The 22,207-nt window shown below is 68.9% G+C and carries 19 protein-coding genes and 2 pseudogenes; 10 read left to right on the top strand and 11 right to left on the bottom strand.

What is annotated here, in order from left to right; translation table 11 throughout:
• The 7 genes and pseudogenes from D6T64_RS08680 to D6T64_RS08650 form a co-directional block, all read right to left on the bottom strand.
• Window positions 1-576: pseudogene (locus tag D6T64_RS08680) on the bottom strand (hypothetical protein); the annotation flags it as partial.
• Between the two features lie 87 nt (window positions 577-663).
• On the bottom strand, window positions 664-1,314 hold the full coding sequence (locus D6T64_RS08675; RefSeq protein ID WP_119974265.1) for a hypothetical protein: 651 nt from the start codon (window positions 1,312-1,314) through the stop codon (window positions 664-666).
• A 26-nt stretch (window positions 1,315-1,340) separates the two neighbouring features.
• Window positions 1,341-2,693 (bottom strand): NAD(P)/FAD-dependent oxidoreductase, encoded by a 1,353-nt coding sequence (locus tag D6T64_RS08670; RefSeq protein ID WP_119974262.1) that lies wholly within the window; start codon window positions 2,691-2,693, stop codon window positions 1,341-1,343.
• Window positions 2,694-2,835: 142 nt separating this feature from the next.
• Entirely contained in the window at window positions 2,836-3,672 is an 837-nt protein-coding gene (locus D6T64_RS08665; protein ID WP_119974260.1) for a transporter substrate-binding domain-containing protein, read from the bottom strand.
• Window positions 3,673-3,755: 83 nt separating this feature from the next.
• Complete coding sequence (locus tag D6T64_RS08660; RefSeq protein ID WP_119974258.1) at window positions 3,756-5,585, bottom strand: hydantoinase B/oxoprolinase family protein; 1,830 nt, start codon at window positions 5,583-5,585, stop codon at window positions 3,756-3,758.
• Window positions 5,585-7,684 (bottom strand): hydantoinase/oxoprolinase family protein, encoded by a 2,100-nt coding sequence (locus D6T64_RS08655; RefSeq protein ID WP_158594850.1) that lies wholly within the window; start codon window positions 7,682-7,684, stop codon window positions 5,585-5,587. The genes D6T64_RS08660 and D6T64_RS08655 overlap by 1 nt, the downstream gene beginning before the upstream one ends.
• Window positions 7,685-7,856: 172 nt before the next feature.
• The gene (locus D6T64_RS08650; protein ID WP_119974281.1) at window positions 7,857-8,318 is read right to left on the bottom strand and encodes an acyl-CoA thioesterase; all 462 of its coding nucleotides are present in this window, start codon (window positions 8,316-8,318) and stop codon (window positions 7,857-7,859) included.
• Window positions 8,319-8,524: 206 nt separating this feature from the next.
• Between D6T64_RS08650 and D6T64_RS08645 the strand changes: the two genes are divergently transcribed.
• From D6T64_RS08645 to D6T64_RS08630, 4 genes are all read left to right on the top strand, one after another.
• Entirely contained in the window at window positions 8,525-9,361 is an 837-nt protein-coding gene (locus tag D6T64_RS08645) for a transporter substrate-binding domain-containing protein (protein ID WP_119974254.1), read from the top strand.
• Between the two features lie 68 nt (window positions 9,362-9,429).
• Window positions 9,430-10,080: an amino acid ABC transporter permease gene (locus D6T64_RS08640; RefSeq protein ID WP_119974252.1), complete on the top strand. Its 651-nt coding sequence runs from the start codon at window positions 9,430-9,432 to the stop codon at window positions 10,078-10,080.
• 4 nt (window positions 10,081-10,084) lie between these two features.
• On the top strand, window positions 10,085-10,876 hold the full coding sequence (locus tag D6T64_RS08635; RefSeq protein ID WP_119974249.1) for an amino acid ABC transporter ATP-binding protein: 792 nt from the start codon (window positions 10,085-10,087) through the stop codon (window positions 10,874-10,876).
• A gap of 72 nt (window positions 10,877-10,948) precedes the next feature.
• Entirely contained in the window at window positions 10,949-11,740 is a 792-nt protein-coding gene (locus D6T64_RS08630) for an enoyl-CoA hydratase/isomerase family protein (RefSeq protein ID WP_119974279.1), read from the top strand.
• Window positions 11,741-11,810: 70 nt separating this feature from the next.
• On the opposite strand, the gene D6T64_RS08625 is transcribed toward D6T64_RS08630, so the two are convergent.
• Window positions 11,811-12,260 (bottom strand): GNAT family N-acetyltransferase, encoded by a 450-nt coding sequence (locus D6T64_RS08625; RefSeq protein ID WP_119974247.1) that lies wholly within the window; start codon window positions 12,258-12,260, stop codon window positions 11,811-11,813.
• 139 nt (window positions 12,261-12,399) lie between these two features.
• Here D6T64_RS08625 and D6T64_RS08620 point away from each other — a divergent pair, with 139 nt between their 5' ends.
• The 6 genes and pseudogenes from D6T64_RS08620 to D6T64_RS08595 all read left to right on the top strand — a co-directional run bounded on the left by D6T64_RS08620 (window position 12,400) and on the right by D6T64_RS08595 (window position 19,417).
• A complete protein-coding gene (locus tag D6T64_RS08620; RefSeq protein WP_119974245.1) occupies window positions 12,400-14,067 on the top strand; it encodes an AMP-binding protein in 1,668 nt (555 codons plus the stop codon).
• Window positions 14,068-14,154: 87 nt separating this feature from the next.
• The gene (locus D6T64_RS08615; RefSeq protein WP_158594849.1) at window positions 14,155-14,976 is read left to right on the top strand and encodes a TetR/AcrR family transcriptional regulator; all 822 of its coding nucleotides are present in this window, start codon (window positions 14,155-14,157) and stop codon (window positions 14,974-14,976) included.
• Between the two features lie 92 nt (window positions 14,977-15,068).
• The gene (locus D6T64_RS08610) at window positions 15,069-16,304 is read left to right on the top strand and encodes an acetyl-CoA C-acetyltransferase (protein WP_119974240.1); all 1,236 of its coding nucleotides are present in this window, start codon (window positions 15,069-15,071) and stop codon (window positions 16,302-16,304) included.
• Between the two features lie 87 nt (window positions 16,305-16,391).
• Window positions 16,392-17,195 (top strand): SDR family oxidoreductase, encoded by an 804-nt coding sequence (locus D6T64_RS08605; RefSeq protein WP_119974238.1) that lies wholly within the window; start codon window positions 16,392-16,394, stop codon window positions 17,193-17,195.
• On the top strand, window positions 17,188-17,742 hold the full coding sequence (locus D6T64_RS08600) for a MaoC family dehydratase (RefSeq protein WP_119974236.1): 555 nt from the start codon (window positions 17,188-17,190) through the stop codon (window positions 17,740-17,742). Before D6T64_RS08605 ends, D6T64_RS08600 begins: the two co-directional genes overlap by 8 nt.
• 7 nt (window positions 17,743-17,749) lie before the next feature.
• Window positions 17,750-19,417 (top strand): annotated as a pseudogene (locus tag D6T64_RS08595) (amidohydrolase).
• A 79-nt stretch (window positions 19,418-19,496) separates the two neighbouring features.
• On the opposite strand, the gene D6T64_RS08590 reads toward D6T64_RS08595, so the two are convergent.
• From D6T64_RS08590 to D6T64_RS08580, 3 genes are all read right to left on the bottom strand, one after another.
• Window positions 19,497-20,819 (bottom strand): sensor histidine kinase, encoded by a 1,323-nt coding sequence (locus D6T64_RS08590; protein ID WP_119974234.1) that lies wholly within the window; start codon window positions 20,817-20,819, stop codon window positions 19,497-19,499.
• 181 nt (window positions 20,820-21,000) lie between these two features.
• Window positions 21,001-21,612 (bottom strand): PepSY domain-containing protein, encoded by a 612-nt coding sequence (locus D6T64_RS08585; RefSeq protein ID WP_119974232.1) that lies wholly within the window; start codon window positions 21,610-21,612, stop codon window positions 21,001-21,003.
• 148 nt (window positions 21,613-21,760) lie between these two features.
• A complete protein-coding gene (locus D6T64_RS08580) occupies window positions 21,761-22,057 on the bottom strand; it encodes a hypothetical protein (RefSeq protein ID WP_119974230.1) in 297 nt (98 codons plus the stop codon).
• Between the last annotated feature and the right edge of the window lie 150 nt (window positions 22,058-22,207).

Genomic DNA, 22,207 nt, shown 5'->3' with positions numbered 1-22,207 from the left:
GTTCAGGGTGGCGCATTCGGGGATCAGCAGGATCAGTGCTGCGCGGAGCATGTCTGGGGTGACGCCGAGGGCGGGTTCGCCCAGGCCGCGCCGGATGGCGGTGGCGGCCTCGACGGTGAATACTCCCTGCGCGACGGCCTCGCCGAGCGGAGCGAACCACGGCTGGTCAACCTCGACGGGCGGGAGGTCAGGGAACTCGAGTGCCAGGGCGTCGGCGTCTTTCTGGCGTTCCCGGGCGGTTTCGGTCGCGGCGGCGAGGGTGCCGGCCTCGATGAGCTTGCGGGCGTCGGCTTTGGTGCCGCCTCCGCCGCCGCCGAGGCTCTGCACGAACTCTTCCGGGTTGGTGAAGCCGTGCTTGCGGGCCAGGCCCTCGCGGCCGAGGGTGTAATCGGAGCGAGCGCCGATGTTCGCCGCCGAGAGCGCCACGATCAAGTTGACGCGGCGTTGGAACCCGGCGATCAGCCGGTGGGCCTGCTCGGACTGCTCATTCGAGAGCGACGTGAACGACGCAGCGGACAGCGCGGCCCGGTCCAAACACCGGGTCATGTCGCTGAAGGTGGCTTCGAGGTTGTCCATGAGTCCAGTGTTTCAGCAACCTCCGACATTATCGGAGCAAACCTCAGCTTCCGCGAAACTCAGTGCCGCACCCTACCTGTGGAGGGATTAGTGGCCGGCGGCGGCATCCACGAGTTGTTGCGCGATGATGCAGTGCAGGCGTACCTCGCTCAGCAGGGCCAGTGAGCGGCCGTAGGCGTCGTCATCCGCTGCCAATCGCGCGCGCAGCTGCTGGATCTCCGCGGTGTTGGTGACCAGATCGCGGCGAATCGACTCCCAGAACATCGGGGTCGAACTCGCGAACTCCCGGGCGATCTCGCTCGCAATCGGCGAGTAGAACGTGAACAGCGGAGCGGTGAAGAGCGGCACGAGAAACGGGCGGCGCAGGTGAAGGATCGCCAGGGCCAGTTCGGCACCGAGGCCGTGGCGATACCGAAAGTGCGTGTACAGCTCGGTGACCCGGTCAAGCTGGGCCTGGTCCGCGCGCGGGTCCGCATCGCGCAGGTGCAGGCTCTGAGCCACGCCGTGCCAGTTAGCGCTGGCTGCCGCGGCGAACCCTTTCGAAACCAGTGCGGCGTCGAGGCCGACTCCGAGCGCGAGGATGCGCCCGAAGTCGGTGAGGGTCAGCTCATCGTTGGGGGTGGCGGCGACCGGGGGGAAGCATCCGTTGAAATCGAAGTACAGCACAGCGTCCTGCCGGTAGACGTGCAGCAGCAGCCACGCCTCATCGACGTTTATGCGTGCTCGACCGATCCTCATGCGACCTCCCCGGAGCAACTCTAGGGCTACCGGACCAGCATGCCCGTTCGCTCGGTCAGCGGTCGGCGCCCGGCCCAGCGGCGGCCGAAGCGGTTCGCGTCGAACGGGTCGCTCCAACCGGGCAACGTGTGGCCGCCCAGGGCGCTGATCGCCAGTTCGGCGGATGCCGGCCCGAGCGTCAGCCCGAGCATATTGTGTCCCGCAGCCACCACGACGCGGTCGCTCGCGTCGGACCGGCCGATCAGCGGCAATCCGTCGGGGGTCATCGGGCGTGGGCCGACCCATTCCTCGCTGCGGTCCTCCCAGTCGATGCCCGTGAGATAAGGCCGGGCGGCGCGGATGATGCGCTCGATGCGGCTGGGATTGAATTTGTCCATGGTGCCGTCGAATTCGACGGTGCCGCCGATGCGCAGACGGTCGCCCATCGGAGTGGCCACGGCGTTGGATTCGCTCATGTTGATGACGTGGTTCGGCATGACGTCGGGGGTGACACTGAAACTGTAGCCCTTGCCCGACTGGATCGGAGCCCGCACGCCGACGCTGCGGAGCACGGCGGGGGACCAGGCCCCGGATGCGATGACGACGGCATCCGTTTCGATGTCGCCGCCGTCGGTGTGCACCACGACCGCATTGCGATACGGGGTGACCCGAGTGACCTCGGTGTGCTCCCGAAACTCCACGCCGACGGCGAGCAATCGGGCGTGCAGGTCGTTCACCAGCACGGACGGGTCGACGAACCACTGAGCGGGCCAGTGGTACCCGGCGGTCACCTTCTCGGAGACGACCGGGGCGAGCTCGCGGATGGCGTCACCGCTGATCATCTCGGTGGGGGTGGGCAACCCGAACCGGCTGACGCGCTGGGAAACGGCGAAGTCACGCTCGGCCCGGGCTGGATCGGCGTAACACTTGAGGTTTCCGGTCTGAGACAGGGTCGTGGCCACGCCCAGGTCGGGCAGCTGTTCGAACAGTCGGAAGCTGCGGGTGGAGAGCGAGGACAGTGCCTCGAAACCGTGCTCATAGGCGCCGGGCCGGCAGTTGCGGGCAAAGGCGAGCAGCCAGCGGCTGAGGGCGATGCTCGGGGGCAGGTGGATGCGCAGGGCGGCATCCTCGGCGAGGGAATTGGCGAGGCCGTTCCTGACCATGCCGGGGGCCGGCATCGGGTTGGCCATCGAAGGGCAGATCTCGCCGGCATTGCCGCGGGAGGCGCCGCTGCCCACGACACTGCGCTCGATGACGCGCACCCGGTAGCCCGCTTCGTGGCCATACAGGGCGGTGAACAGGCCGATCAGGCCGCCACCGACCACGGTGATCTCGCGGATGCCGCCGCGTGCGGAGTCGGGCTTCGCCTCGGGCTTCGTGCCGAACTGTTCCGTGCTCATTCTGTGTGTCCTTCTCGGTCACTTGTTGGATGCCACTGGGTGTGCACGTGCTGAAAGGGCGGGTCGTCACGCGGCGGCGGGTGCGGCCGCGTGACGACCCAGGGGTCGCCACCCGGGGTCACGGCCCCGGGTGACGCGGGGACTAGCTGATGTCTTCGCCGAACCACTCCATGCTGATCTCCGCATATGTACCGTCTTCACGAATCGTGGCGAGGGCCTCGTTGATCGCGGCGAGCAACTCGGGATTGTCCTTGTTCACCGGGATCGCCGCGATGTCGGGCAGCAGCACGTCACCGACCGACATCACCTTGAGGTCGGCGCTGGTGGCCAGGAACTTGCCGATGAAGCCCTGGGCGATGACGCCGTCGACCCGACCGGCGTCGAGGTCGCGCAGGGCATCAACCGTCGCCTGGTATGTGGTGATTTCGCCAACCCCGGTGAGGGTGCGGGCGTAGGTCTCAAACGTGGTGCCGAGGGCGACGCCGAGTGTGGCGCCGTCGAGCTCGGTGACGTCGGCGATGTCGGAGTCGGAGCGCACGAAGAGGCTGGCCCCGGTTTCGTAGTACGAGTCCGTGAAGTCCACCTCCTTCTTGCGCTCGTCGGTCGCCGCCATCGAGCCCACGATCGCATCGAAGCGGTTGCTCGTGAGTCCGGCGATGAGCGTCGTGAACGCCCCCGTGACCGGGGCGGCCTCGAGGTCGAGCTCGCCGGCGATCGCGTTGCAGATGTCCACGTCGAAGCCGACCAGGGTGTTGGTGTCGTCGTAGAAGTTGAACGGGCGGTACTCGCCGCTCATCGCGCAGATGAACTTGCCGTCTTCGACGGTCGTGAAGGCGGGGGCGGCAACAGCGGTCTCGGCGGGTTCGGCCTCCTCCACCACGGCTGCCGAACAGGCACTGGTGCCGAAAAGCAGTCCGGCGGCGATGGTGGTGGCGACGATGCTGCGACGCAGTATGGCGTGCGAGTGACGGGTGATCATGTGAGTGTCCTTCTTCCTATGCTGTGCGTGGTGGTGATGCAGGGGCCGAGCAGGTCGAGCGACGGAACGGGAAATCGTGAAGGTCAGGGGTGCCCCGTGGTGCGCAGGGCGAGGGTGGCGGTGTCGTCGACCCGGCCGGCGGCATCCGTTTCAACGCCGTACTGGCTGCGGGCCGCCTCGGCATCGATGTAGCCGAGGCGCAGGTCGCGCTCCACGAGTTGCGGGTCGCGCTGCCACGGCTCGCCGTAGCCGCCGCCGCCCGGAGCGTAGAACGTGACGGTGTCGCCGTATTCCAGGTCGAGAGTCGGGCCGGCCTGGTTGGCCACGACCTGCTCCGTCGCGGTGCCCTCGTTGATGACCCAGCGACTGCCGAGCCCGTGGCCGCCGCCGAACAGGCCCTGCGGCGGATTCACCGAACGCTGCGAGGTGTGCGAGAACCTGACGTCGTGGCCGAGGGCCTGCCAGGACAGGATCACGCCGAGCCCGCCGCGGGTGCGCCCGGGGCCGGCCGAACCGGGGCGCAGCTCCTTGCGCAGGTACCGCACCGGACCCTCAACCTCGGAGCTCTCGACCGAGGTGCTCGCGACGTTGGTGATCCAGCCGGGCATTCCGTTCAGTCCGTCCCGGGTGGCGCGGGCGCCGAGCCCGCCGACGCTCGGCCCGGCGCCGTTTCCCCAGCCGCGGCGGCCGGACACGTCGCCGCCGGTCGGGTGGGTCTCGCGGTTGATCGCCGAGGCGACGCAGTAGACCATGCCGCAGGAATTGGCGACGACCGCGTGCGGTACCGCCGGAGCGAGGGCTTCGAAGACGAGGTCCACGATCTGGTGGGTGACCGCCATCCGCTGGTACACGGCGGCGGGGAATCGCGGGTTCACGAGCGATCCCACCGGGGCCTCGATGTGCACCGGGTTCGCGGAGCCCTCGTTCTTCGGAATGTCCGAGGGCAGCAGCGCCAGCAGCCCGAACAGGCAGGCCGAGATTGTCGCTGACATCGGGCAGTTGATGGGGCCGGCGACGGATGCGTCGGTGCCGGCGAAATCAAAGGTGATCTCGTCTCCGGCGACGATCACGGTGAGGGCGAGTTTCACCGGGCCGCACATGCTGCCGTCTTCGAGCAGTGTCGTCTCGGCGTGGTATTCGCCGTCGCTAATCTGCCCGATGTATGCGCGCGTGCGCCGTTCGGCGTAGGCGATCTGGCTGTCGATGGCCTCGTCGATGACGGCGAGCCCGTACTTCTCGACGAGGGCGAGAAAACCGTTCGCGCCCACCTTGGCCCCGGCGACCTGGCCGAGGATGTCCCCGCGCTGCTCGTAGGGGGCGTTGGTGTTGGCGAGGATCAGCTTGAACAGCTGTTCATCGAGCACCCCCTCGGTGAAGAGTTTGATGGGCGGGATGCGCAGCCCCTCCTCGAAGATGCTGGTGTGCCAGCCCTCGGGGTCGTTGCCGCCGGACCCGGCGAGGTGGGCGAAGATCGTGGAGAACCCGACGAGCCGGTCGCCGAGGAAGATCGGGTGGTAGACGATGAAGTCCGAGGTGTGATGGGCGCCCACGCTGCCGCCGACGAAGGGGTCGTTGGTCAGGATGATGTCCCCGGGCTTCATCGCGCTTGCCGGAATGTGCTCGGCGAGCATCGCCCGCAGGCACGGGCCGAGGGCGTTCAGGTGCACGGGAATGTTGGCGCCCTCAGCGATGAGCCGGCCGGAGACGTCGAAGATCGAGCTGGAGCAGTCCTTCCCCTCTTTGAGCAGCAGGGAGTAGCTCGTGCGCTCCATCGTGTCGGTCATCTGCTCGGCGAGGGACTCGAGTGCGCTGCGCACGACCTCGACCGTGATGACGTCGAGGGGCGCGGTCGCCTGTCCTGACGGAGTAGTCGGGGTTGACGGAGTCGTCGGGGCGGTGGTGATCGGGGACATCAGGCGCTCCTGGAGGCAAGGGTGGACGGGCGGGGGGAGGACGCGAGCGCCGGTTCGAGGTCGTAGATCACGAGGCTGCCGTCGTCTGCCGGTTCGAGCAGGTGTCCCGGCGGCACCACGATGGTGCTTCCCGATTCCTCGATGACGGCCGGCCCGGTGAGGGAATCGCCGTGGCGAATCGCGTCGCGCGCGAAGACCGGCATGCTCTGCCAGGACCCGAAATAGGCCTCGCGGGTGCTCGTGGGAATCGGGGCCCGGCCGGTTTCGTTCGTGGCGAGGGGCACGGCCCGGGGCCGGTAGGTGGTGCCGATCCCGGTCACGCGCAGGTTGACCAGCTCGATCGGGTCGGCCACGGAGGCGTGCCCGTACCGGGTCTCGTGCAGCCGGTGGAACTCGTGCTCCAGCTCGACGAGGGTCGCCGCGGTGACCTCGCCGGCGGGGCACGGCACGATCAGCTCGAAGGTCTGGCCGAGGTAGCGCAGCTCCACGAACCGGCGCAGTTCGCGCTGCTCCTCGGGCACGTTGTCGGCGGCGAGCTGGCGGGCGCATCCGCTTTCGAGGCCCGCGAAGGCCGTGTTCAGAGCGGATACGTCGGTGTCGGCGAGCAGGGTGAGGAACGACGCGAGCACGTCGTGGCGCTGATCGGTGAGAAGCAGCCCGAGCGCGCTGCTGTTGCCGGGGTTGCGCGGAATGACCAGGCGCGGGGTGCCGAGTTCGTGTGCCAGGGCGGCGGCGATGAGGCCGCCGGCCCCGCCGAAGGCGATGAGCGCCATGTCCCGCGGGTCGTGGCCGCGGGCGATGGTGAGACGGCGGATGGCGCGCAGTGATGCCGCGGCGGCGAGGGCCATGATACCGCTCGCTACGGCGGCGGTCGGCATGCCGAGCGGCACGGCGACGGTCTCGATGGCCCGCTCGGCAGCTGCCCGGTCGAGGGTGCGACGCCCGCCGAGAAACGCCGTTTCGCCGAGGAAGCCCAGGTACAGCGCCGCATCCGTGACGGTGGGGCGCAGGCCGCCCTCGAGGTAGCAGGCCGGGCCGGGATGCGCGCCGGCGCTTTCCGGGCCCACCCGCAGGGCACCGCCGTCGTCGACCCAGGCGAGGGAGCCGCCGCCGGCGCCGATCGGATCGACTTCGATGGCCGGCTGCTGCACCGGGTGGCCCTGCATGGCGTCGCTCGGAACCTCGATGGGGGAGCCGTCGAGCACGAGGGCGACGTCGGTGCTGGTGCCGCCCATGTCGAGGGTGATCACGGCCGGCAGTTCGAGGGCCTGGGCGATCGCGGCGCCGGCGATGACTCCGGCGACCGGGCCGGAGTTGGTGACCCGAATCGGCTGGCGCCGGGCGGCAGCAAACGACATCGACCCGCCGTTGCCCTGCATCGTCAGCAGCACGGCGTTGATGCCGATGCGGCGCAGCTCGGATTCAAGGTGCCCGAAATGCTCGGCGAGGCGCGGTTTCACGAAGGCGTCGACGCTCGCGGTGCTGGCCCGCTCGTATTCGCCGATGGTCGGGCTCAGTTCGGCCGAGGCCGAGACGTAGACGTGCGGCAGCAATTCGGCGACCAGCTCGGCGATGCGCTTTTCGTGCAGGTCATTTTTGTAGGAGTGCAGCAGGCAGATGGCGACCGATTCCACGCCCGCAGCGGCGAACACGGCGATCGCGTCACGCACGTCCTGCTCGTTGAGGGGCGTCACGACCTGACCGCGAAAGTCGATGCGTTCCCGCACGCCGAGCCGCAGTTCGCGGGCGATGAGCGGGGTGGGCTGTTCCCACTGGATGTTGTAGATGCTGCCCTGGCGGTGCGAGCGGGCGAGTTCGAGAACGTCGGTGAACCCGGCCGTGGTGATGAGGCCGCTCGCGGTGCCGCCGCCCTGGATGATGCGGTTCACCATCACGGTCGTGCCGTAGACGACGGTCGAGACCTCGGCCGGGCTGACGCCGGCGGTGCCGAGCACCCGTTCGATGCCGTTGAGCACGCCGATCACCGGATCGCTCGGTGTGGAGGACACTTTGTCCACCCAGACCGCTCCCGACTCCTCGTCGAGAAGCACGAGGTCGGTGTGGGTGCCCCCGGTGTCGATGCCCACTCTGTACGTCACGATGAAATCCCCTTCGGTGAACCTGCACTGACCCTGCACTGTCCCTGCGTGAGCGGATGCTGCGGGCTGTTTCTGCTTGACAGTCATCTCACCAGCGCGATCACCGCCTCGTCATCCGCCAGATGACCGGACCTGATCGGCGTCGGCTGGACATTTGTCCAGCGCCGGACCGTTAATCGAGGTGCGCCACTCCGCCGAGCGACTCGAGCCAGCGACGCTCAGCGGGCTCGAGTGGCCGGGACCGGCCGGCCTGATCGTCGAAGGCGACCACGACGACGCTGCCGGTGGCGAAGACAACGTCCGTGTCGGCATCGTCGGTGTCGAAGACGCGGCAGCCGAGGGTGAAGGAGGAGCGACCGACAGTGGTGACGGTCAGGCCCACGAGCACCGGCTCGCGGCGATAGGTCAGCGGCGCCAGATAGTTCAGGGTCTGGCTCGCGATGACGATGCCGCGTCGCAGAAACGAGGAGCCGTCGCCCTCCGTGGGGAACAACCGGGCGCGGGCTTCCTCGAGGTAGCGAAAGTATTCGACGTTGTTCACGTGGCGGAAGGCATCCATATCGCCCCAGCGCAGCGTCACCGCGATGATGGTCTCCCGGGCGTTCGGCCCGCTGCGGGGCGTGTCTGTCGACATGGATGACTCCTTTCGCCGGGGCAGCCAGAGCGCATTCTTGCCGTGGGCTTGCCCGATCGTGATTCCGACTATAGGGTAAACCACAAGTTCGATCGATCGATCGATCACTAGAACGACGAATACCACCAGAACGACGAACACAGCGAACAGCACGGCGAACACCGCACAGCGATCCCTGCCGCATCCACGAGCGAAGAAGGACACCCATGATCAGCCGCCACCCCCGCACCCGCCACACCACCGCACTGCGCCGCGTCACCGCCGCCGCCCTCGGAGCGGCCCTGCTCCTGAGCGTCAGCGCCTGCTCCGCCGCGGTCGACGACGAGGCCGCCGCCCCGGCCGCCGACCAGGCCTTCACGACCGTCACCGAGGGCACCCTCACCTGCGCGATGAGCGGCGAGTACCGCCCGTTCAACTTCTATGACGAGTCCAACGAGCTCGTCGGCTTCGACGTGGACATCTGCAACGGCATCGCCGAGGAGCTCGGCCTCGAGGCCGAACCGGTCACGGGTGCCTTCAACTCCCTCATCGCCGGGCTCACCAGTGACCGCTACGACGCCATTATCGGGTCGATGTCGAGCACCGAGGAGCGCCTCGCCCAGGTCGACTTCACCGAGTCGTACTACGCCACCGGCGCCGAGCTCTTCGTCGCGACCGACTCCTCGATCACCGATGTGGCCGACCTGAAGGACGCCACAGTGGGCGTGGCCCTCGGCACGACCTTCGAGGAGTACGCGCGCACCCTTGAGGGCGTCAGTGACGTCACGACCTTCCAAGCCGACATCGACGCGCTGCGCGACCTCGAAGCCGGCCGGGTCGACGCCGTCATCACGCAGGGCTTCATGGGTCGGTACCTCGCCAAGAACGCCGACCTCAAGGTCGACGCCGTCGGCGACGTGCTCTTTCCCGACGTGGCCGCGATCCCCGTGAACAAGGAGAACCCCGAGCTGCTCGACGCCATCAACGCGGCGCTGGTCACAATGCACGAAGACGGCACCTATGAGGCCATCAGCATTGACTGGTTCGGCGAAGACATCAGCTAGTTCCTCGGTGAGTCGCCCACTCGGGCGGCTCACCCACCGCTTGGCCGCCAGACCCCGGGAGTACACCCATGGAATTCATTGACGCACTGGTCACCAGCTGGCCCACGCTCGTAAAGGGGTTGAGCGTCACGCTCTCCCTCACCGCGCTCACGCTGACCTTCTCGGTCATCCTCGGCGCCATCATCGTCGCCCTCAAGATGAGCAAGGTGAAGGCGTTCTCCGCCTTCGCCACCGCCTACCTCGCCATCGTGCGCGGCGTGCCGCTCATCGCCCTGCTCTTCGTCATCTACTTCGGCATCGTGTCGATCGTGAAAGTGGATGCCTTCACCGCCGCCGCGATCGGCCTCAGCGTGCACAGCTCGGCCTATGTCGCCGAGATCTTTCGCTCGGGCATCAGCTCGGTGCACAACGGCCAGATCGAGGCATCCCGTTCCCTCGGAATGACCCGGGTGGCGACGATGAGTCGGGTTGTCGCTCCGCAGGCACTGCGGGTCGTCGTTCCCGCGCTCGTGAACCAGGCCATCATCTCGTTGAAGGACAGTGCTGTCGCGTCGTTCATCACCGTCGACGAACTCTTCATGAGTGCCCAACGGCTTTCCGCCGCCACCTTCCAGCCGCTCACCTACTACGCCATCGTCAGCATCTACTATCTGGCGATCGTGGGAGCCATGACCTACCTGTCCGGTCGGGTCGAGCGCTACTTTGCAAAGCGAGGTTAGAGCCATGACGAGCGCCACCACCCCGGTGAACCCGGCGACCCCGACCGGTTCCACACCCACCCTGCCGCGCGTCAGTATCCAGGGCGCCGTGAAGAAATTCGGCGACACCACCGTGCTCGACGGCATCGATCTGCAGGTCAAGGCCGGCGAGGTCGCCGTTCTGATCGGACCTTCGGGAGCAGGCAAGAGCACCCTGCTGCGCTGTATCAACGGCCTCGAACGCCTGACCGCCGGAAGCGTCGACATCGACGGGGTGCGCCTGGAATACCGGGAGAGTTCCCTCAACCGGATGCGCGAGCACGTCGGCATGGTCTTCCAGTCGTTCAACCTCTTTCCACACCTGACCGCACTCGAGAACATCACGATGGCGCAAATCTCGGTGTCGAAACGGTCGAAGGTCGAGGCCAGGGATCGCGCGGCCACCCTGCTGGCCCGGGTCGGCCTCGCCGACAAGGCCGGTAGCTATCCGAGCGCCCTCTCGGGTGGGCAGCAGCAGCGCGTCGCCATCGCCCGTGCGCTGGCGATGACGCCGAAACTGATGCTGTTCGACGAACCGACCAGCGCCCTCGACCCCGAACTCGTCGGTGAGGTGCTGCAGGTCATGCGCGAACTCGCCGACGAGGGCATGACGATGGTTGTCGTGACCCACGAGATGCGCTTCGCGCGGCAGGTCGCCGACCATGTCGTCTTGCTCGCGGACGGTGGCATCGTCGAGGAGGGGCCGCCGGAGAAGGTTCTTGATGCACCTGAATCGGCCCGTGCGCGCACCTTCCTGAACCAGATCGCCGATGACTGAGCCCGACTGCCTGGCGACGCAGCCCCCACGACCAACCCCGCACGACCATCAAGGAGAACACCAGTGAACGGCATGCAGTCTCCGGGAGCGCCCGTCGGCGCCCCGGGCGAATTCGTCAGCTACACACGCGCCGGCGGGGTTGCCGTCATCCGCTTGAATCGGCCCGACCGGCTCAACGCCGCGTCGCCCGAGCTCGTCACGGACTTCAAACGCGCGATCGAGCGGGCGATCGCCGAGCGGGCGGTCGTGGCGATCATCACGGGGGAGGGGCGGGCGTTCTGTGCCGGCCACGACCTGAAGGCCGAGGCGCTGGCTCCCGACTCGCCGCAGGCCCTCGACCACCTGCACCAGCTGCAGGACATCACCCGACTGCTCCGCAGCGCGGCCATCATCTCGATTGCCGCGGTGCACGGCTACGCCCTCGGCGCCGGACTGGAATTCGCGTTGAGCTGCGATTTCATCGTCGCCGACGAACACACGCGGTTCGGATTTCCCGAGGTGTCGGTGGGATTGTCGGTGACCGGCGGCATCTCGTTCCTACTGCCGCAGGCGGTCGGACTGCCGATGGCGAAGGAGCTCATCCTGCTCGGCGAGCCGTTCGGCGCCGAACGCGCCCTCGCCCTCGGCCTGATCAACCGCGTCACCGGGCCCGGCCGCCTGCTGCCGGTGGCCCACGACATCGCCGACCGGCTGCAGCAGAAACCGCGGCACGCCCTCGCACTGGCCAAGGAATCCTTCGAGAGCGCCCTGCGCTCCGACGTGGAGACGGCGATGGCCCTGGAAATCGAGAATGCCCTGCTCACGGGCGATTCGACGGATGCGGAAGCGGCTCGCACCGAATTCGCCACCAACGGCCAGGCGTAACCCGCACCAGCCACGGAGTGCGGGCGCCAGCGGGCCCCGCGCTCCCGGCTCGGGAGTGCGGGGCACCGGGTCAGGCTCTCGGCAGCCAGCGGTACTGTGTGAAACCGTCCCGCGGGGCGGCGCCGAGTTTGCGGTAGAAGCGCTCGGCGCCGTCGTTGCCGCGCGAGACCTCCCACTCGATGCGTCCCGTGGTGCGGGCGCGCAGGTCGTTCATGAGCTCGAGCCCCAGTCCGGCGTTGCGGTAGGAATCGTCGATGAACAGGTCTTCGAGCCAGATGCCGGTCGTGAGCGCCCACGACGAGAAGGTCGGATACCAGAGGGCGATCCCCGCGATCACCGACGGCTCGGCGGCGAGGGAGACGATGGTCACCCGCACCGACGGATGCTCGCCGGTCAGCGCCGCGTCGAGGTCGTCGGCTCGCGCGGCGCCGCCGGCCAGTCCGCCCTCCGTTTCGGCGTGGGTGCGCAGCAGGGCGCGAATCGTGGGCAGGTCGGCGGCGGTGGCCAATCGAACGGACATGGTTCCTCGTATTCCTCTTATAAAGGGCTCTGGTGTTTAGGTGCTCCGTGAGTTGCACCGTAGCATGGACGTACTACCGATCGATCGATAGAATAAGAATGCTCGTGAAGACTTCGTGACCACAGGAAACGGCAGGCACATGGCACTCCAGCAGGTTGCACTCCAGCAGGTCGAACTCCATGCGGGTGCTGGCTTGGTCTCCGACGCCCGCATCCCCGGGCTCGAGAACCTCGGTCAGCTCATCTGCCGCGCCGCCGACACCTGGGGCGACCGCGTGGCCTGGCGCTTCGACGCCACCGGCGAGGCGCTCTCCTTCACCCAGATCGAACAGGTCACCCGATACCTGGCCACGCGCCTGGCGGCTGCGGGCATCCGCTCGGGCGATCACGTGGCGGTGCTGGCCACCAACACCCTCGAGTTTCCGGCCACCTGGCTCGCCCTCACCCGACTCGGCGCGGTCATCGTTCCCCTCAACGTGAACTACCGCACCACCGACGCCAGCCATGTCGTGCAGCACGCCGGCGCCACAACGGTGCTCGCGATCGATGCACTGCTGCCGCTCGCGCACGCCGTCGCCGAGCGCTGCCCGACCGTGCAGCGGGTGCTGCCGCTCACCCGGCTACTCGCCGACTGGCGCGCCGACCCCGAGTCGGTCGATACCGCGAACATCGACCCGGCCGTCGAGCTGGATGCCGCGGCTCGGGACCACACGGCGAACATCCAGTACACCTCGGGCACGACCGGCAAGCCCAAGGGATGCATCCTCGGCCACGATTACTGGCTGTCGATCGCCTACACGATGGTGCACGACTTTCCGCACCTCACCGACACCGACGTGATGCTCACCGTGCAGCCCTTCCACTACATCGACCCGCAGTGGAACGTGGTGAGCGCCCTGCTCGCCGGCGCCGAACTCGTCATTCTCGACCGCTTCCACCCAAGCACCTTCTGGCAGCAGGTGCGCTCCTATTCCGTCACCTACTTCTACTGCCTCGGCCTGATGCCGACCCTGCTGCTGAAGATGCCGGCCAGCGCCGACGACACCCACAACCGGGTGCGCGCCGTGCAGGCCTCGGCGATTCCGACCGCACTGCACCGCGCGCTCGAAGAGCGCTGGGGCGTGCCGTGGTTCGAGGCCTACGGCATGACCGAAACCGGCGCGGACCTCTACGTCGACGCGCCGGAACACGACGAGCTCGTCGGCAGCGGCAGCATGGGCCGGCCGCGCAGCCACCGCGAGGCGCGCGTGGTCGACGCGGCGGGACATCCGTCGGCGCCCGATGCGGTCGGCCAGCTGCAACTGCGCGGGGCCGGGCTCATGCGCGGCTACTTCGCTGACCCGGCCGCCACCGAGAAAGCTTTCACCGACGGATGGTTCCACACCGGTGACCTCGCCAGCATCGACAGCGCGGGACGGATCTACTACCGCGGCCGTACCAAGGACATGATTCGACGCAGCGGAGAGAACATCTCGGCGATCGAGGTCGAGGAGGTTCTCGGGCTGCACCCGCGAATCGAACTCGCCGCGGTCGTGGCGGTGCCCGATGAGCTGCGCGGTGAAGAGGTGCTCGCCTACCTGGTCGCGGCGCCCGGCCCGGCCGAGATACCTGAAACCGCCGAGGAGCTGATCGAGAGCGTGCGGGCCGGCTGCGCCGCCGAACTGGCCTACTTCAAGGTGCCGCGCTTCTGGCGCCTCGTGGCAGACCTGCCCCGAACCGTCTCTGAACGGGTGGCCAAGCACGAACTGGCCGGACCGGGCGCCTTGACCGGCGTCTGGGATGCGCAGGAACACCGCTGGCATGGCTGACCGCGCCCCCCACACGGAGCACACACGCCCCGTCGATTACACTCGATCGAACGTCCGCACGCGGAGTTCACGCACGAAGGAGTTGGTGTGCCTCACATCTTTGTTCCGTCCAGCCCCGGCGAACCGACCGAACCCACTGCCGCCGCAGCTCCCAATGTCTCGCGTGCGACGGCCGACGCCGATGCCCTCGTGCGCGGCCCCGAAGGCCCCGCGATCAACGAGACCCACCAGCGCATCCTCGAAGCGGCCGTGCGCCTGTTCGCGGTGCGCGGATTCCACGGCACCGGCATCCGGGAGCTGGCCACGAGCGCGCAACTCTCGACCGCCAGCCTGTACCACTACATGGGAACCAAGGAGCGGCTGCTCTTCCAGATCATGCACGACGCCCTGCAGCGACTCGTGCTCGCCGCGTCGATCATCGAGCAGCAGTCCGACGATGTGCGCGTGCGCCTCGATCGGCTCGTGCGCATGCACGTGGTCACCCACGCCCTCAGCCGGGACGCGAGCAACGTCGTCGACAACCAGGTCGGCGCCCTCGACCCGGTCGACCGGCTCGTCATCGTTCAGCAACGTGATGCCTACGAAAAGTACTGGGCCGACGCCATCGCCGACGGCGTCGCGGCCGGCTACTTCTCCGTGCCCGACCAGAGCTCGGCGCGCATGGCGATTCTCGAGATGTGCTCCGGGGTGGCCCGCTGGTTCAGCGAAGGGGGAAAATACTCCGTCGACCAGGTCGCCGACATCCACGTCGACCTCGCCGCGTCGCTGCTGGCCGGCGGCGGCACGAGCTTCGACCGCGAACAGTCCGAGCCGCACCTCGACATCCACGAACTCGTCGAGCAAATTTGGGCCATCCACGTGCCCGGAAAACGCAACGCCGACCGCGTCAAGCGCGACAACGTCGTGTAGCTCGCCGACCGCTTCCGCGGCCCGCCCGGTCTTTTTTTCTCACCTCCCGGGCGCCGCCCCTCGGGCCACCCCGACCCGATTGGAACACGCCCATGCCTGAAGCCGTGATCGTCGCCACCGCCCGCACCCCCATCGGGCGGGCCTTCAAGGGCAGCCTCGCCGCCGAACGCCCCGAAGACCTCGCCGCCGCGGCGATCCGCGCCGCGATGAACGCGGTACCGCAGCTGGACGCCCGCGAGGTCGAAGACCTCATCGTGGGCTGCGGCGTGCCCGGCGGGCTGCAGGGCAGCAACCTGGCCCGGGTCATCGCCGTGCAGCTCGGCTGGGACACCGTGCCCGGCGTCATCGTGTCGCGGTTCTGCGCCTCGTCGCTGCAGGCCATCCGCTCGGCCGCGCACGCCATCCGCTCCGGCGAGGGCGACGTCTTCATCGCCGCCGGCGTCGAATCAATTTCGAGCTTCGCCCAGACGGATGTCGACGGCCTGCCCGGCGCGCACAGCCCGCACTTCGCCGCGGCCGCCGAACGCACGAGCCGGCGCGCGTCGGCGTCGATCGGTGCTGACGACGCCGGCCCCTGGACCGACCCACGAGAACGAGCCCTGCTGCCTGACGTCTACATTCCGATGGGCCAGACCGCCGAGAACGTGGCCTCGATCACCGGCATCACCCGCCTCGAGCAGGACCGCTACGCGCTCCGCAGCCAGACGCTCACGGCGGCCGGCAGCGCGAACGGGTTTTGGGCCGAGGAGATCACGCCGTACCGGCGCGCCGACGGCACGATCGTCACCGCCGACGACAGCCCACGCCCGACAACCACGCTCGAGGGCCTCGGCGAGCTGCGCGCGGTGTTCCGGCCGGACGGCAGCGTCACGGCCGGCAACAGCTGCCCGCTCAACGACGGGGCCGCGGCCGTGGTGATCATGTCCGACACCCGCGCCCGCCAGCTCGGCATCACCCCGCTCGCCCGCATCCTCGGCACCGGCGTCTCGGCCGTCTCGCCCGAAATCATGGGCACCGGACCGGTTGGCGCCATCGAGCGGATGCTGCACCGCCTCAACCTGACCGTCGGAGACATCGACGAGTTCGAGATCAACGAGGCCTTCGCCGTGCAGGTGCTCGCGAACGCCCGCGCCCTCGGCTTGGACCCGGAAATGCTGAACGTGAACGGCGGAAGCCTCGCCGTGGGGCACCCCTACGGCATGACCGGCGCGCGCATCGCGACGACGCTCGTGCACTCGCTGCGGGCGCACGACCGACAGTTCGGGGTTGAGGCGATGTGCGTGGCCGGCGGCCAGGGCATGGCCCTCGCCCTCGAGCGGCTCAGCTGACCGGCCGGCTGGCCCGGCCACGACCCGCGACACCACCAGAACAGACGAACAGACCAACAGACCAACAGACCAACAGGCGGGAAACCCATGACGACCCCAACCCACACCGACGACACCCTCGCGCCCGGCGCACCCCCGCTCACACCCCGGGTGGCGATCGTGACCGGCGGGGCCCAGGGCATCGGCGCGGCGATCGCGCGCCGACTCGCCGCCGCCGGGCTGGCCGTCGCCGTGCTCGACCTGAACGTCGACGTGGCCGAGGCCACTGCCGCCGGGATTGTCGCCGCCGGCGGCACCGCGATCGCGGTGGCGGTCGACGTGGGCGATGAGGCATCCGTCGCCGCTGCCGTCGCCACGGTCGCCGAGCGGCTCGGCGCGCCGCAGGTACTCGTGAACAACGCGGGGGTGCTGCGCGACAACATGCTCTTCAAGATGCGCGCCGACGACTGGGACCTCGTGATGAACGTGCACCTGCGCGGTGCCTTCCTTATGTCGCGGGCCGTGCAGGCGCACATGGTGCCCACCAAATGGGGCCGCATCGTGAACATCTCCAGCACGTCCGCGCTCGGCAATCGCGGGCAGGCGAATTACGCGGCCGCCAAAGCGGGCATCCAGGGCTTCACGAAAACACTCGCTTGGGAGCTTGGACCCTTCGGCGTCACGGTGAATGCCGTCGCCCCCGGCTTCATCGCGACCGACATGACTCGCGCGTCGGCCGAGCGCATGGGACTCTCCTTCGACGAGCTCAAGGCGAATGCGGCCGCCGCGTCGGCTGTGCGGCGGGTCGGCAGTCCCGACGATGTGGCGGATGCCGTGGCCTACTTTGCCGGCACCGGCGCCAGTTTCGTCTCCGGCCAGGTGCTCTACGTGGCTGGCGGGCCCCATGGCTGATCCCGCAACCGAGTTGGCCGTCGCGGCCGGGCCGCACGTCTTCGCCGGTATCGCAGCCGTCGAGGCCGCCGTCGGCCAGTCGCTCGGGGTGACGCCGTGGTTCACCGTGGAGCAGGCATCCGTCGACGCCTTCGCGAGCGTGACGCGGGACTGGCAGAGCCTGCACTGCGACCCGGCCGTCGCCGCGCTCACCCCCTACGGCGGCACGATCGCGCACGGCTACCTGACCGTGTCGTTGCTGAGCATGTTCGCCGGCCAGCTCTACCGGGTCGAGGGCGTCGCCCACGTGCTCAACTACGGCATCGACCGGCTGCGGTTTCCCGGCGTCGTGCCGGTGGGATCCCGCATTCGCGCCCACGGCACCCTCACCGCGACCACGCCGAAGCCGGGAATGGTGCTCGTGGGCGTGACGTACACCGTCGAGGTGGAGGGCGCCACCCGGCCAGGCCTCGTGGCCGACACCCTTGTGGCCCTTGTGCCGCACCCCGCCCCGCCCGGCATCACGCCCCACCTCACACCTGAACTCGAAACCGAACCGGAGAACTGACAGCCGTATGGGCGCGCAGCAGCTCGACCTCATCATCCACAATGCCACCGTGCTCACGATGGACGAACGCGCGCCCCTGGCCGGCGCGATCGGCGTCGCCGGCGGGCGCATCGTCTCCCTCGGCCGGGACCTCGCCGACGCCGGTCTGGCCGACGCGCCGGCGACCCGGCACCTCGACGCTTCCGGGCTGACCGTGCTGCCCGGGTTCAATGACGTGCACTGCCACACCACCTGGTTCGGGCTGTCCCTGACCGAGATCGACTGCGAGCCGCTCACCCGGCTCGACGACGTCTACGCGGCGCTCGCCGCGGGCGTCGCCGCCACGCCCGCGGGTACCTGGGTCGTCGCGGCGGGCTTCAACCATCAGTCCTTTGGTGGGGAGTACCCGGATATCGAGCGGTTGAACGCGCTGGCACCGCGGCATCCGGTCTATATCCGCCACAATTCGGGGCACGCCTGCATCGTCAACGGCCTCGCGCTCGAGCTCGCCGGGTTTCTCGCCGACGACCGCACCGAGCAGGATGGCGCGCTCGCCGTGCGCGACACGGCTGGGCGGTTCACCGGCCTGCTCGAGGAGCGCGCCCAGCAGCAGGTGCAGAACCTGTTCCTGCCGCACTCGCAGCGCACCATCACCGGCGCCATCGACCGGGCCACCCGCGTCTACGCGGCCGAGGGCATCACGAGCTTCACCGAGGCCGGCATCGGCGGCGGGTGGATCGGGCACAGCCCCCTCGAACTCGCCGCCTACCAGGGCGCCCTCGATACCGGCGTGCTCTCGGCGCGCGCGCAGCTGATGGTCGCCCTCGACGCCCTGCACGCGGTGACCGGCCACGCGGATGACGACATCACGCTCGGGCTGGACCTTGGGCTGCGCACCGGGTTCGGCACCGACCTGCTGTCGATCGGCCCGACCAAGGTGTTCCTCGACGGAAGCCTGCTCGGGCTGACGGCCGCGATGAGCGAGCCCTACTGCGTGGGTGCCGACCACAACCACGGCTAGTTTCAGGGTGACGTGGGGGAGCTGCGTGGGCGCATCCTCGCGGCTTATCGCTCGGGCTGGTCGATTGCGGCGCACGCGATCGGCGACGCAGCGGTCGACCTGGCGATCGAGATCTTCGAGCAGGCGAGGTCGATTCCCGGCGCGCGATCGGTGCCGAACCGCATCGAACACGGCGGCGTGCTGACGGATGCTCAGCTGGCGCGCATCGTGGCCGTCGGCGCGGTCGTCGTGCCGCAGCCCGGATTCATCCCGGCCTTTGGGGCCGACATGGCGCGCGCGCTGGGCGAGGCGCGGGTGCCGCAGTCGTATCGGGCGGCATCGCTGCTCGCCGCGGGCCTGCCGTTGCCGGGCAGCTCGGATCGCCCGGTGACGACGGGAAATGTGCTGCGCAATGTGCAGGCGTTCGTGGAACGAAGCTATACCGATGCTGCGGGGGCGAGCTGTGTCTACGGGCCTGCTGAGCGCCTGAGCGTGCAGCAGGCGCTGCGGGCATACACGCTCGGGTCGGCGCAGGCCACGGGGCAGCAGGAGCATCGCGGAAGTCTGGAGCTCGGAAAACTCGCCGATCTCGTGCTGCTCGACCGCAACCCGCTCGAGGTGCCGGTCGAAGATCTGACGGGCATCCGCGTCGTCGAGACGCTGCTCGGAGGAACGACGACCCACTCGCTACTCTGACGCCGGGTCTCCCCCCGTCCGCAGGAGCGGGTCGTCGTCGCTGTAGCGATCAGCCGCATTCGCGCACAGCTGCGACGGGTCAGGCCTCGGGCGCCGGACGCACCGGCAGCACCGCGTCGAAGGCGGCGCCATCGGCGAAGTCGTAGCCGACGCTGCCGCCGCGGCGGGTGGCGACCAGCTGCACGATGGCCAGGCCGAAGCCGGGGTCCGCCCGGTGCCGCACCGGTGCCTGCGTGACCTGCTCGACCTCGAAAATGTGGTCGATGAGCCCACCGGCGATGCCGGGTCCGGTGTCGTGCACCCGCACCCGCACGTCGACCAGCCGGGCCGCGAGCGGCGCCTCGGCGCCGGCCGTGGTGCAGTCGATCTGCACGGTGATCTGCCTCACGGTGGAGCCATCGACCGAATCGAGGGCGTTATCGAGCAGGATTCCGAGCACCGTGACGACGTCGGCGCTTGTCGCCGGGTCGAGGCGCGGCAGCGCCGAATCGACGGTCAGCCGCAGGGCCGCACCGCGCCCGCTGACTACCGCGGTGCGGGAGATCAGCAGGGCCGCGACGAACGGGTCCATGATGCGGGTCAGCGGACCGCGTTGCTCGGCGCAGATCGCGGTCAGGTAGCTGAGGGGTTCTGGGCGGTCGGATGCTGCGCCGACGGATGCTTCTGCCAGCGCCGCGATCGTCTCCACCGTGTGCACGCGGTGCGTGAATTCATCCGTTTGGTTACTGGGCGAGGGCAGCCCGACCGGGCCGGGCGCGCGGGCGCCGGGCAGGCGCAGCGTGACCAGTTCGGTGCGGTCACGCAGCGTCGTGACCGTTTCGGAGCGGCCGCGGCGCGGCTGCACGGTGACCTGGTTGAGCACGAGCATGCGGCCGGCGGCGACGCAGGCCAGGTCGCGATCGTCGGCGCGGCGGGCGCTGAGGGCGCGCACGGCTCCGGCATCGAGGCCGAGCTGGGTTAGGGGCGTGCCGACCGCGGTGGTGGGCAGCTCCAGCAGCAGCCGCGCGGTCTCGTTGAAGCGGGTGACCTGGCCGCGGGAATCCACGGCGATGACGCCCTCGCGGATGCCGCCGAGGGCGATTTCCCGCTCGGCGAGCAGGGCGGTGAGCAGGGCGGTGAGCGGCGTATCGGCCTTGGCGGTGTCTGGGGCAGTGACGCGGTGCGCGCCCGGGGTGTTCTCCGGGCGGCCGAGCAGGCGGCGCACCGCCGCGCGCAGGCGCGATCGGGGCGGCAGAGCGGATACCGGCGCTGCGGCCGTCGGGCCGGATGCCGCCGGGCCGGATGCCGTCGGAACCGGTGCCGGCGAGGTCCCGGCTGCGGGTTCAGAAGAACCGGCTGCGGAGCGTCCCGCATCTGCGGGAGTGGCCGAAGCCGAGGGGGGAACGTTCGGGTCTTGGAGCATCCGTCGCAATCGCTCGGGTCACCGGAGTGGCCTGCCAATTCTACCGCCGAGGGGCGAGCACGGTCGAACCCCGCGGCCGCCGCCCGTGACGGCCCGGCGCGGAAACCAGAACGCCCCGGCGACGTTGCCGGGGCTGTCTGTGTGCCGGGTCAGACCGGGAATTCGCGTCGTGCGGAAGGGGTTAGCGTGCGACGTCGTCCACGCGCAGAACGGTGAAGTTCGCATCGAGTTCGACATCGACGTCCTGGCCATTCGCCTGGGTGACCTCGACCTCGTAGAGGTGGTCGTTGTCGTCGCTGATGTCGAATTCGGTGACGGTGCCGCTGCCGACGGCGGCGAGGGCGGCCGCCTCGGCGCTGGCGCGGGACTCAGCGGATGTCGCGGTGGCGGCCTCCGCAGCGGCAGCGGCAGCGGCGGCAGCAGCGGCAGCCGCGGCAGCGTCGGCCGTGGCCGTCGAACTCGGAACAGTCGCCGAGCCGTTGTCGTCGTCGTTGGAGTCGAAGTCGCCGACCCAGATGACCTCGAAGGAGTCGTTGAGCTCAACGTCGACCTCGTCGCCGTTGTCGAGGCGCACCTCGATCGCGTAGGAGGCACCGTCGTCGTTGGTGCGCTCGGCGCTCGTGACGGTGCCGGTGCCGACCTCAGCGAGGGCAGCGTTGCTGGCCCGCTCCAGCGTCTCACCGGTCAGGCGGCTGTCGTTGTCGTTTGCGTCGACGGCGACGGCGATGCCGACTCCGCCGAGGATGAGAACGAGTGCGGCGGCACCGGAAATCAGGGCAGTCTTCTTTTTCATGGTGCAGGTGTCCTCAATTTTGTTGCCTCCAGCCTGCGGGCCCCCGGACGGGTGACACAATCGCCGCGCCGCCGGTGCGTAAAGCGTTACCGAATCCACAGCCCGGTCTCAGCCACGCGTCGGGGAGTCCAGAAGGAAGTGTCCGAGGTCAGCTCAGGTATTCGCCGAGTCGATAGGCGAAATACACCGTCTCGGCCAGTCCGATTCCCAGGCCTATCAGTGACTGTCCTCGGCCCGTGACGCGGTAGGCCATGCCTTCCAGTTGGTGCGAGCGGGCCAGGCCCAGGGCTGAGAACACGATGCCGATCAGCCCCACGATCCCGAACGGATTGAGCAGCAGTGAGCCCGCCGAGAACATCAGCCCGGTGAAGGCCCAGGTGTTGCGCCCACGGGCCCGCGCGGCGTCGCTCGGTTCGAAGGGCCAGCCGGGGCCGGGCAGATCCATGGAAAGTCCTCGCGTTGCGACAGTGGGCGAGCCGAGTCTAGGACTACCCGGCCGCAGTGATCAGTCCCCGAACTGGCACCCGCACCGTCACGACCAGCATAGAGCCGCACGGTTGGACCCGCGATCCCATATTCGGGCGGCCCGCTACGG

This window comes from Cryobacterium melibiosiphilum (assembly GCF_003602235.1).
In the GTDB taxonomy this organism is placed as follows: Bacteria; Actinomycetota; Actinomycetes; order Actinomycetales; family Microbacteriaceae; genus Cryobacterium; species Cryobacterium melibiosiphilum.
The sequence above is the reverse complement of the archived record's forward strand: the minus strand, read 5'-3'. Positions and strand labels throughout refer to the sequence as shown.